The 12,224-nt window shown below is 41.4% G+C and carries 9 protein-coding genes; 4 read left to right on the top strand and 5 right to left on the bottom strand.

Features of this window, described 5'->3' with window-relative positions; genetic code table 11:
• Positions 1-49 precede the first annotated feature (49 nt).
• A complete protein-coding gene (locus J8Z24_RS20490) occupies positions 50-2,215 on the bottom strand; it encodes a M3 family metallopeptidase (protein WP_176032648.1) in 2,166 nt (721 codons plus the stop codon).
• A 275-nt stretch (positions 2,216-2,490) separates the two neighbouring features.
• On the opposite strand from J8Z24_RS20490, the gene J8Z24_RS20495 reads away from it, so the two are divergent.
• The gene (locus tag J8Z24_RS20495) at positions 2,491-3,075 is read left to right on the top strand and encodes a DJ-1/PfpI family protein (protein WP_147390969.1); all 585 of its coding nucleotides are present in this window, start codon (positions 2,491-2,493) and stop codon (positions 3,073-3,075) included.
• Positions 3,076-3,259: 184 nt separating this feature from the next.
• On the opposite strand, the gene J8Z24_RS20500 is transcribed toward J8Z24_RS20495, so the two are convergent.
• The 3 genes from J8Z24_RS20500 to J8Z24_RS20510 all read right to left on the bottom strand — a co-directional run bounded on the left by J8Z24_RS20500 (position 3,260) and on the right by J8Z24_RS20510 (position 8,984).
• On the bottom strand, positions 3,260-6,667 hold the full coding sequence (locus tag J8Z24_RS20500; RefSeq protein ID WP_176032647.1) for an ATP-binding protein: 3,408 nt from the start codon (positions 6,665-6,667) through the stop codon (positions 3,260-3,262).
• 496 nt (positions 6,668-7,163) lie between these two features.
• Positions 7,164-8,147 (bottom strand): glutathione S-transferase family protein, encoded by a 984-nt coding sequence (locus tag J8Z24_RS20505; protein WP_147390971.1) that lies wholly within the window; start codon positions 8,145-8,147, stop codon positions 7,164-7,166.
• Positions 8,148-8,156: 9 nt separating this feature from the next.
• Positions 8,157-8,984 carry a pirin family protein gene (locus J8Z24_RS20510; protein WP_147390972.1) on the bottom strand — a complete coding sequence of 276 codons (828 nt, stop codon included), beginning with the start codon at positions 8,982-8,984 and terminating at the stop codon, positions 8,157-8,159.
• A 255-nt stretch (positions 8,985-9,239) separates the two neighbouring features.
• Here J8Z24_RS20510 and J8Z24_RS20515 point away from each other — a divergent pair, with 255 nt between their 5' ends.
• The 3 genes from J8Z24_RS20515 to J8Z24_RS20525 all read left to right on the top strand — a co-directional run bounded on the left by J8Z24_RS20515 (position 9,240) and on the right by J8Z24_RS20525 (position 11,516).
• Positions 9,240-9,749 carry a DUF2141 domain-containing protein gene (locus tag J8Z24_RS20515; RefSeq protein WP_125252522.1) on the top strand — a complete coding sequence of 170 codons (510 nt, stop codon included), beginning with the start codon at positions 9,240-9,242 and terminating at the stop codon, positions 9,747-9,749.
• Positions 9,750-9,901: 152 nt separating this feature from the next.
• Complete coding sequence (locus tag J8Z24_RS20520; RefSeq protein ID WP_176032646.1) at positions 9,902-10,789, top strand: ABC transporter ATP-binding protein; 888 nt, start codon at positions 9,902-9,904, stop codon at positions 10,787-10,789.
• A 1-nt stretch (position 10,790) separates the two neighbouring features.
• On the top strand, positions 10,791-11,516 hold the full coding sequence (locus J8Z24_RS20525) for an ABC transporter permease (RefSeq protein WP_125252520.1): 726 nt from the start codon (positions 10,791-10,793) through the stop codon (positions 11,514-11,516).
• 85 nt (positions 11,517-11,601) lie between these two features.
• On the opposite strand, the gene J8Z24_RS20530 is transcribed toward J8Z24_RS20525, so the two are convergent.
• A complete protein-coding gene (locus tag J8Z24_RS20530; protein ID WP_252095758.1) occupies positions 11,602-12,045 on the bottom strand; it encodes a DoxX family protein in 444 nt (147 codons plus the stop codon).
• Positions 12,046-12,224 lie beyond the last annotated feature (179 nt).

Here is a 12,224-nt window from a genome sequence, read left to right on the forward strand (position 1 = left end):
AAAAGCCCCTTAGTTGGTCACTAGGGGGCTTTGGTGTGCATATTCAGTGTTACTTTTCTACTGGAAAACCTCTATCACGCATTAATGCTTCAACTTTGGCATCACGACCTCTGAACTTTCTATACGCCTCGGCTGGATCCATTGCGTTACGTACCGAGAACAGATAATCCACCAGACGCTGTGCAACGTCTTTATCGTAGAAACCGCCAGGAGAGTCAGCAAAAGCTTCTGCAGCATCAGATGTTAATACCTCAGCCCATAGGTAACCGTAGTAGCCTGCAGAGTACCCTTCACCAGAGAATACGTGACCAAAATGTGTCGTGCGATGACGCATAACCACTTCACTCGGCATGCCAAGCGTATCTAACTGTGACTTTTCAAATGCAACTGGGTCGCCAATTTTGTCTGGATCCGTTGTGTGGAACAACATATCCATAATCGCTGAACCTAAGTACTCAGTCGTTGCAAAACCTTGATTAAAGGTCGCTGACTTTTTAATTTTCTCGATAAGTGCCTTAGGCATAGGCTTGCCTGTTTTGTAATGTACTAAGTAACGGTTAATTACTTCATCAGTTGCAAGCCAGCGCTCCAATAGCTGTGACTGGAACTCTGTATAGTCACGCACACCAGAGTTAGAGCTTGGGTATTTCACATTCGATGATAGTGCATGAAGTGCATGGCCAAACTCATGGAAGTAAGTTTCAGCATCAGACCAAGAAATAAGTGTAACTTCTCCTTCTGGTGCTTTTACAAAGTTAGAGTTATTTGAGCTCAACACATTGGTTTTACCATCAAATGTGGTATGACTGCGATACGATAAAGCCCACGCTCCAGAGCGCTTACCTTTACGTGCAAATGGGTCTAGGTACCACAGGCCGATATTTTCACCTGATGTTTTGTCGGTCACTTCCCACACTCGAACATCTGGGTGGAAAACAGGTACCGACCCATCGGTGATTTCAGTAAACTCAAAGTTAAACAGACGACCCGCAACATAGAACATCGCCTCGCGCAGGTTATCCAATTGTAAGTAAGCCTTCACTTCATTTGAATCTAACTGATATTTAGCTTGGCGTACTTTTTCAGCGTAAAAACGATAATCCCATGGCTTAATAGTGATCTTGGCTCCTTCTTTATCAGCGATAGCCTGCATATCCGCAACTTCTTCTTCTACACGAGCAATGGCTGCTGGCCACACTTTCTTCATCAGTGCCATGGCATTTTCTGGCTTTTTGGCCATACGGTCTTCAAGACGCCACTGAGCATAATTCTCGTAGCCCAGTAAATTAACACGTTCGTGTCTGAGCTTTAAGATTTCAGAAATAATAGCTTTATTGTCAAACTCACCGCCATTGTTGCCACGGTTATAGTAGTTATTCCAAACTTTTTCACGTAGCTCACGTTCTGTTGAGTAAGTTAAAAATGGATCCATCGAAGAACGAGAGTTTGTAATCGCGTACATCCCTGACTTACCTCGCGCTTTCGCTGCAGCCGCTGCAGACGCCACAAATGACTCAGGCAAACCTGACAGCTGCGCTTCACTGAGGTAAACAACATAGTTTTCTTCGTCAGCAAGTACATTATTCGCAAATTTTGTGTGTAGTTTTGACAATTCAAGATTAATGTCTGCATAACGCTTAGCGTCATCACCTGTGAGGGTTGCACCATTACGTGCAAAGCTATTGTAGCGCATCCAAGTAATACGCTGCTCTTCCGCAGTTAGCTTTTTATACTCTGCGCTTTCATACACCGTTTTCACTCGTTCAAACAGCTTTTGATTTTGTGTGATCTTAGAGCTAAATTCAGAAAACTTTGGTACTACTCGCGACTGAATTTCTCTAAACTCAGGACTTGAAATATTTGAACTCCACAGACCGTAGTAGGTAAAAACACGATCTAAAGCTGCACCAGTGCGCTCTAATGCCACAATTGTATTATCGAAATTAGGCTCTGCTGGGTTGTTCGCAATCGCTTCAATTTCTTTCAGATTATCTGCCATACCGATTTCAAGAGCGGCTTCTAAATCACTCAGTTTCATTTTATCGAACTGAGGAACACCTTGATAAGGACCTGAAAATTCCTGTAACAGCACATTATCATACTGTTTGTCTTGAACTAATTTGACCGGCTCAGCCGTTTTGTTAGTAGTACCTGCGCAACCAGCAAGGGCTACACACACTGCAGCGCTTAATAATGTGATAGAAGGTTTGAACATAATATTTCATCGCTTGTTGTTATCTTGAAGGGAAATATTACGGATTGCCTTCAAAAGTGCAATTGCTTTGCGGGTAAAACCTGATTCTACGCGATAGAGCAGCAAGAAGTGCACTCATCGGCTGCAAAATGGGTTAATCTCAACAGTTACGCTGCATAAATAGCCCAACGCTTAGTGCAAAACCAAAAGCTTTTTTCATGGATTGTTACAATTTACCTTGAAAAATTAGCTGAAATCAGCCAAGTTAGTAAAAAACTGATCTGTGAGAATAGATAATGGAAGTAGGCATTTTCATATACGATGGCGCAGAATGTTTAGACTTTTGTGGTCCATTTGAAGTATTCAATACAGCAAAACGCTTTATAGATACCCCCATTAACGTCAGCCTAGTTGCACCTACTCATATCCCCGTCACAACAAGGGGTGGAATGAGTGTAAACCCCCATTACAGCATACATTCACATCCTAAATTCGATTTACTTATTGTCGTTGGAGGACTTCACCACAAAATTTGTGGAAACCACAATGTGCTCAATTGGCTTGCAGAAACCGCAAATCATACTTCACAGTGTGCATCAGTTTGTACTGGCATATTTTTGTACGCAGAGGCCGGTATTATAGATGGCAAACGTGTCACAACACATTGGCAAGATCTCGATGATTTACGTGAGCAATATCCTAGCCTAGAAGTCATTGAAGACACACGATTTGTGATGGATCAAAATTTTACTAGCTCAGCGGGTATCTCTGCTGGTATCGATATGAGCCTGGAGCTTGTGAAAAAGCGCTTTGGGCAGGCTACCGCTCGAAAAACCGCGATGCAAATGGACTACGACTGGCCGAAATATCCTAACGAATAGTTCAGCCTAACTTTATACCAAACCCATTGTATCGCTTTGGTGCAATGACGCCAGAATTTACGGAAGATTTATACACAATAAATTTTGTTAATTAACCCCTTGTGAGCGATAAAACCTCGTGATAGCGCCATCCACGTTTCTTGATGGCAAAAGGGGAACTGTATCCATACAACCAAACATTTTACTAACTCTTGGCGTGTTGTTGTTCTAGCTCTGCAACTCGATTTTTTACAAACTTAAGTACATTCTCATACTCTATTTGCGCAGCTGCGAGGTGGGACTTACATTGACCAGCCTGATGGTTTCGGGCGTATGTTTCAATATTATCGAGCACATCAAACAACTTTTGAGCAGCCAAATCTCCAGCTTGCCCTTTCAGGTAATGACTGTATTTTACAGTTGCGTCACAGTTACTATTTTTAATGCTTAGTATTAGTTGCTGCATTTTACTTTCAGAGTCTTGTAAAAACAGCGCATAAAGCTGTTGTAACAGCTCGTAGTTTCCTGATAACCGCGCAATTACCTCACTCTCTGAAATGGGGAGTTGTTGCCGTACCTCTTCATCGTCTTGGTTGCCAAAATCAAATGGTTGGATAAGCACCGAATCATCTTCTTTAGCATAGATGTTGAGGCTCTCTAGCACTGAAAATAGCTGCTCAATTACAACTGGTTTGGTCACAAATTCGTCCATACCTGCACTGAGACAGCGCTCTTTTTCTCCCGCCAAAGCACTTGCTGTCATCGCAATGATTGTTGTATTGCAAAAACACTCACCACCTTGCCCTTGACGAATAGCTCTTGTCGCTTGGTAGCCATCCATTCCAGGCATATTGCAATCCATAAAGATGGCATCAAAATTAACCCCTTGATCCTCAAATAATAATAGTTTATTGATAGCATCCTGACCATCTACTGCAAATTGCACTTTAGCACCTTGTCCTTCTAAAATACCTTTAGCAACAATGCGATTAATTTGGTTATCATCAACCACAAGAAACTCGCACCCTGCTACCAAGTTGCCTGTAAGCGTTACTGCCTCTCCTGATTTCTTTAAGCTCGGCTGAAGGGTCACAGCTTTATTGAGGTCAAACACAGAGACAAACTCGCCCAACCTCACAGGTGCGGATATATGCACAATATTGTCAGAATCATTGATATGTTGCAGTTCATCGCCAACCAAAATCACCTTTTTGAACTCACTTGCTACTTGCTCTACCTGAGAAAACGCTTGTTTACTGGTTGCAATACAAATATCGCTTGGGCGAGCATGATCAACATGTTGCCCGCCAAACTTCGTGATGAGTTTAATCATGTAGTCCAACTCAACAGTCGTATCGCAAAAAACAGACACGGTTTTTCCAGCAAGAAAACTGGGGAGGTTGATAGCCTTAGCTTGTGATTTAGCAAACGGTAGCTCGAACCAAAATGCACTACCTTTATGCTTTTCACTTTCAAAACGAATATGCCCCAGCATCTTTTCAACTAATTGTTTACAGATAGAAAGACCTAGGCCTGTACCTCCGAACTCATTTGCGGTGTTGGTTGACTCTTGGCTGAAAGACTGGAACAGTTTATTATGGTTTGCTTTGTCTATACCTACACCAGTATCTTCCACTGCAACTTTAAGCCATACCGTATCGTCTGTCAGTTCAGTGGTGGCACTTAATTTAACATAGCCTTCTTTGGTAAATTTAATTGCGTTACTAAGTAAGTTATATACAACTTGTTTGACTCGCGCAGCATCCCCACATAATTCGATGTATTCGAGACCTAGTTGGTCGACTATGTAAATTATCTCTTGCTCTTTGGCTTTGGTAGACATAGACAAGGCTACATGCTCAATCACAGAAAGTGGATTAAAAGGTTCATTATCAATCTCTAACTTTCCAGCTTCTATCTTTGATAAATCAAGCACATCATTGATCAGTGACAACAGTGTGGTTGAGCTAGTTTCCATCATTTCTAAATATTTTTGCTGATGCTTTGTTACAGGCTCCTTTCTAACCAAATTCAGCGACCCCAAAATACCGTTGAGTGGCGTTCTCATCTCATGACTAATAGTTGAGATAAAGGCACTTTTCACTTCTGAGGCTTTATCAGCTTTATCACGCGCATCTACTAGCTCCTTGGTACGCTCTGCGACTTCATTTTCAAGACGCTCATTCGCCAATAGCAATTGTGTTTCAGCCTCCTGTTGTGCGGTTATATCTTCAACAAACAATGCCACACCTTGGATCACTTGTTTACCACCATAAATTGGCGATAAATTCAGCGATAACCAACTGTTATCTTGACCGCTTTGAGTCAGCTTAATCGAGCGAGACTCGACTTCTTTGCCTTCAAGTACTTTACTTGCATTAGCATAAATAAATGCAGATACGGGGTCAGGTAGAAACTGCGGTTCACTCCTGAGCTTGGTATTATTCAATTTGTTAAAAAAAGATGTGGCCGACTCATTAAAACTTGTGAGCCGTAGAGTTTTGTCAAAACCAAGCACCCCATCTGATGCTCCATCTAAAATAGCTTTGAACTCTGCACGCGTTGAGTCAAGCGCTTGTAAACTTCGGGTATATTGCCAAAAAGCAAAGAAAATCAACGCAAATACACCACTGGCAACTGCAAGTAAACTATATGTTGTGAGTCGTTTTTCATTCAAACTTTGCTGGTAAATTGAAAATGAGATCAGATTGACTAATTTCGCTTTCAAGCTGCCAACGTTTACCCCTTCCACTTCATTAATTAATGCTAAAAAGCGTGCATTCGTTTCTTTGTCTTCCACTAGCTGTAGTTTGTTGTTCCATGGCTGCACTTGATAGCGGCTACGAAAATCTATATCCGGATTGAGATCTCTGCTGTAACGCAGAGCAAAGTCTGGATGATAAATAAATGAGTCGCCCTCTCCTAGCACTATCACTTTTTGCGTATTGGGTGCTTGTGAGACAATTTTATTTATCATTTTTTCTGCATTGGTGTTGATCACTAATATGCCGAACAAATCGTTATCAATATCGTAGGTGGGTAAGGTAAAACGCTTCGTGGGTTGAAACGGCACAACAATTTGACCGCGCTCTTTGTTCAAATTAATTGACGTTGAGTAGATAGTTCGCTCAGGCAGTTGCAGTGACTGCGTAAAATAATCATATTGGCTTTTATTTTGCAACTTGCTATCTAAAACCGTAATAACTTTTCCGAGTTGTCGCTCCACTCTGACTAGCTCCAGTCCAGTGTGTGCATCCAATAACCGGATCTGAATCAGACCGTCGTAAGAATAAAGCATAGATCTAAAAATTGTGCTTAGTCGCGCTCGCCACACTTGTAAAGGCGTATTCTCCTGCGGGTCGATGCCATTATTTTTTTCAGCTCTGGCAATACCTTGGATAGGGGGCGTATCAAGTAGAAAGTACAAAAACCTTCTACTGGCATCAATTTCACTTAAATAGATATTATTTTGAGCTAAGTGCACTTGCTCCAAGCGCTGATAAAAACTGTCATTGAGGTCGTCTTGAATGTTATTTTCAAAATATAAAATAGCCCCGAGCAGAACCGCCAACAATAATACAATCGCACTTTTAGCAATATTGGAAGAAGACACGCTTTCTCCTTGATTTTGTGACCGCAGCATGTACTCCCTGCATCACCACTATAGCTCTATACCTAGACAGGCATTGATTTATACCAATTTGACTTAATACTTGCTCAATTTGAAGCATTAACCCTAGCGCTAAATGCGTTGAAAATTTCTTATTTAAAACCACTAAATAGCAAAATTTTTACCGTGCCCGCACAAATGCAAAAACCTTGGCGATAGCAAAGCGTGGTAACGAGACTATCGACAAAGTGTTCTCGCCTCAAAATAGAAAGCTTAACTAAGCGAATTGGTATAACTTAAAATCGCAACTTATCTCGCTTTTTATCCAAATTCAACACTACGCAAAGCTGCGACTAACATTACAATAAACAATCGTATGTGTTGACGCCAACACCGCCTCTCAACTTTCAGAATAGACGATGACGACACCATAAAGCCACATAATCATCGCCTATTTAACTCTAGTCTAAATCAATACAAAGGCAATGTTGGCTCTCTTTTACAATGAAAGTCTGTGGCGGTTATGGCCACTCAGATAGTCAATATTGGGTCCTTCCGGTACTACCTGGGTCGGATTAATCATAGTGTGGCTAAAATAATAATGCCGTTTTATGTGCTCAAAATTGACGGTTTCAGCTATCCCAGCATGTTGATATAAGTCCCGCAAATAAGCACTAAGATTTGGATAATCTTCTATCTGCTTAATATTACACTTGAAATGCCCATGATATACGCTATCAAACCGGAGCAAAGTCGTAAATAGTCGCCAATCCGCTTCCGTTAATTGCCCTGCAACCAAGTACCGAGTGTTAGCAAGCCTAGTTTCAATTTCGTCTAATGCCTCAAACAAATCATGAACAGCAATGCGATAGGCATCTTGCGTTGTAGCAAACCCTGCTTTATATACACCATTATTAATATTGTGGTAAACAAAGTCATTGATTTCATCAATTTCACTTCTCAGCGCATGTGGATAATAGTCGCTACTATCTCCTGTGATGTGATTGAACGCATTATTGAACATCCTGATGATTTCACTCGACTCATTACTGACGATCTGTGCAGTTTGTTTATCCCAAAGTACGGGAACGGTTACTCTGCCTGAGTAGCTTTTATCATTTTTTGTATACAGCTGGTGCATAAATTCAAGCCCGTACACTCGTTCTTCAACCTCAGGGCGTTGACTTAAGAAACTCCAACCTTGGTCAAGCATATCAGGATCCACAACCGAGACATCAATATGCGCTTCTAACTGTTTGAGCTTTCTAAAAATAAGCGTACGATGTGCCCAAGGACAGGCTAGCGATACATACAAGTGATAACGACCAGACTCAGCTTTAAATCCACCCTTTCCTGTTGCTCCCTCACGACCATCGGGCGTGATCCAATTACGTAGCTTTGCAGATTCCCGTTCAAATTTGCCTTTGCTGCGCTTGGTGTCATACCATTTGTCGTGCCATTGACCATCAATTAATAGTCCCATGTAAACCCCCTATACAATGTCGCCAAAGCGACCCATTTGGTAGTCTCTCACCGCCTGTTGCAACTCTTCTTGCGTATTCATAACAAACGGTCCCATATGCGCTATTTTCTCGTTAATCGGTTGTCCAGCGAGGAGCAAGAAACCGACGTTATTTGTCGCCACCATATCAAGCAAAAAGTCTGAGTCTAATTCGATAAGCGTTTGCTCACCATAACTTTCCAATTGTCCGGTATGGATATAGATCATCACTTTAGCAAATTGAGTAATATCTACCTGTAAATGCGCTCCTTTTTGTAGCCACACATCAGCAAGTGCACTTTGACCAGCTAACTCTTGTAGCGCCGTCTTTAGCTGCATCTCTCCAACCTGCCATGTACCCGCTAGCGCTGTAAAATAACTTGTTTCGTCGAGCATTACTTGTTTTGCAGGTTGCTTTGTTGAATCTTGGTATCTGGGCGCCCGCATCTTTTCTTTAGCTGGCATATTCAACCAAAGCTGAAACCCATGCATCCCCTCTTTATCACTTAACGGCATTTCACTATGTATTACGCCACGCCCCGTACTCATCCATTGAACATCTCCGGCTTGGATTGCCTTACGATTGCCCATTTGGTCTTGGTGCTCAAATCCACCTTTTCTGATATACGTTAATGTTTCTATACCGCGATGTGGGTGAGGTGGAAAACCAGCCATAAAATCCTTCGGATCTTCCGACCTTAATTCATCAATCATTAGAAATGGATCTAAACTTTTTCCATCGAAACCTGCCACTCGGTTAATCTTTACACCAGCTCCGTCACTTGTTGCTTGTGCTTTTTGTATTCGACGTATCTTCATAATAATGTCTCAATATCTTTGTTGAGAATTAGCATAACAAAGCTGAAAAAGATTAAAATTAGTCAAATTTGGTTAGTACGTTCGATTTAATAGAATGGAATAAACTTAGCCTATAATTAGATTAAATACTCAGCAGCACTTCACTCTGGTCTGAACAGTGATAATGCACGTCACAAATAACAATTTTTAACAGTAATAACACAATTATCTGACAAGCTTGAGAGGCTACAATTTAACTGCTACTAGGAGCAAAGGATGAAGTCTCTAATTATTTTGATGGCGCTAGCATTACTTACGGCGTGTAGTTCTACCAGCCCTGTCAGTGTAAACGCTGTTGCAGGCCCACCAACTAATCTAACTGTTGAAATTACTGAAGTAAGTAACACTAAAGGACAAATGCTGGTATTGTTATTTGACAACAGCGCCGACTACCACAGTGACAAGAATGTGAATGATCCCGATGCACACTTTTTTCGAAAACTGGTTGTCGCCCCAACTTCTCCCTTAACCACTGTTACTTTTGAGTCGGTACCAGCTGGTAAGTATGCCATTCATGTTATTCATGACGAAGACAGTGATGGTGGCATGGATCGAATGATTTTCCCATTTACAGGCATGCCCAGTGAGCCTTACGCCTTATCCAATAATATTCATGACAGTTTTTCAAAAGGTGATTTTGAAGAAGCGTTATTTACGGTCAAAGCGCCCAATACAAAAATACAACTTACGCTCTCTACACATTTATCAAAAGTCACAGGCCTTTAATATCTGAGGTTTTAACAGGTGTGGTGTTCGTCACACCTGTCTTGCGTTTTCCACCTCTGACAATTGTCATTTTATTTTCTGACAACACTCACTGATATTCATTCCGTTACCTATACATACTGCAAATATACCTAGTAAATGGAATCAAGACCGTGAATAGCGCAATCGATTTATCAAACATCAATTTTGGATACCGAGACAGTAACCCCCTTTTAGCGGGGCTAAACCTTACCCTTCAACAAGGCCAAGTGCATGCTATTTTGGGGCAAAATGGTGCAGGGAAGACTACTTTAATAAACATCATGCTCGGAAGAATAAAGCCAACATCGGGACAGGTTCGTGTACTTGGTCATCCTCCAGACTCATTATTTTGTCGCCAGCGTGTTGGCGCTATGATGCAGTTGGGCGGGCTGCCTCTGCATATCAAAGTGCGAGAGTTTATCGAGCTTTTTTCAAGCTATCATCAACACCCTACCCCATTGGATGACATTATCTCACTCTGTCAGCTCGAAGGTTTTTTACAGCAAACCTTTGATACGCTCTCTGGAGGGCAGAAACAAAGATTATTTATGGCCATCGCGATGGTGGGCGATCCGGATGTTATTTTTTTAGATGAGCCAAGCGTTGGTATGGATGTAGAATCGCGACAACAACTTTGGCAAGCCATTTTCGCGCTAAAGCAGCAAAATAAAACGGTGTTGCTTACCACACACTATCTTCATGAAGCTGAGACACTGGCTGATGAATTATTGGTGTTAAGGGAGGGTAAGTGTACAAACCTAACCGATATACCAGAATTAGCTAACATCTACCCCCGTGCTCAAATAAAGTTTACCTGCGATTTGCCTGAGGTCACACTTCTTGACGCTCTCCCTATGGTAAATCTTAGTGTTGAAGGCAATAAGTTCACCATACTAACGAACGAGCCAAACCCCATTCTACAGCGACTATTAACGCAATTTGATGTTCACAATTTACAGGTAGCACCAATGAGCCTAGAAGAGGCTTACCTTTCTTTAATGAATAATGGAAATGCTTAACATGATGAATACAACGTCTTTTTTACTAGAAAGCAAAGTTGAACTATTGAGTATTTTTAGAAGTAAGGGATTTGTGATCCCTGCATCAGTCTTTCCATGCTTGTTTTATCTTTTCTTTGGCATCATGTTCAGCCATGACGACTCTCACAATTATATGTTTATCAACTATTTGATATTTGGAATGATAAGCCCGGCGTTATTTTCATTTGGTGTGAACGTGGCTATTGAAAAGCAAAATGGCTGGTTGGTTCTTAAGCAATTATCCCCTGTTTCTGCATACCAATACCTCTTCGCAAAATGCGTAAGTGCCTCGGTTTTTTCATTAATTGTGGCCTGTTTAATGAGTATGTTAGCTTTGTTTTCAGGTGTATCATTAGCCTTGGAACAGTTTCTTATAATTGTGTTAATCGCCTTATTAGGTACCTTTCCTTTATGTCTGTTAGGGCTCGTAATTGGCTTGTGTGTGTCGGCAAAAGCAGCGCCAGCTGTCGTCAACTTAGTCTACTTACCACTTTCACTGTTGTCAGGTCTTTGGCTGCCAATTACTCTTTTTCCTGAGCCTATGCAGTGGTTTGCTTGGCTTTTACCTACCTTCCATATTTCGCAGTTAGCGCTTGGTGTTATTGACGCCGCTTTAGGTTTTGCAATTTATTACCACCTGAGCATATTCACCCTACAAACCTGTCTCCTGTGCTTTGTTGCACATACCAAATTTAAACAAGCCTAGCATTGATCCCACAAGCGCACAGACCCTACCCTGTGCGCTTCTTTTACGACATTCGGCAATTATTTTTGCAAGGGCAGCTTTAGTTTTATGACTCGCCTTTTACCTTAATCAAACGTGAGTTATTTAGTTTTTTATCAACACTAAAGTCACCAGCGCCAGTTGCCGCTAATGCCAAAAAGCCTCCGGCCATGGCTATATTTTTAAAAAACATTAAAAACTGGATTTGATCCGCAAGGTCAAAGTGAAACAGCAAAGCACTAACTAAGCTAAATCCGGCAAAAGCGAGCGCTGTTAGTTGAGTAAAAGCGCCAATCAAAATGAAGAGCCCTCCAATTAACTCAAACGCAATAACCAAAGGTAATAACTCACTAGGCAAACCACTGGAGGCCATATACGCCGCGTTGCCTTCGTAAAATTGGATCTTATTAACAGCGGCTAAGATGAAAATCGCTGACAACCCAACGCGGCCAAACAAAGATGCTAACGATGAAAACGTACTACTTGGATTGATGATATTAATGATGTTCATGATACTTTCCTCAGTTGATAAAATTGGGAGCTCTTTATTGAAGAGCCGATGAGGAGAGTATACATTCCATTTTATAATATAAAATTTGTAAAAATCACTAACTTCATTCTTATTATAAGAATGAAAGCGAGTCTTAGGCTGAGATAAGGAAGAAACTGATTTAACCTTTAAGCTCGGAC

It is taken from the genome of Pseudoalteromonas sp. SCSIO 43201, from assembly GCF_023716725.1.
GTDB classification, from domain to species: Bacteria; Pseudomonadota; Gammaproteobacteria; order Enterobacterales; family Alteromonadaceae; genus Pseudoalteromonas; species Pseudoalteromonas peptidolytica.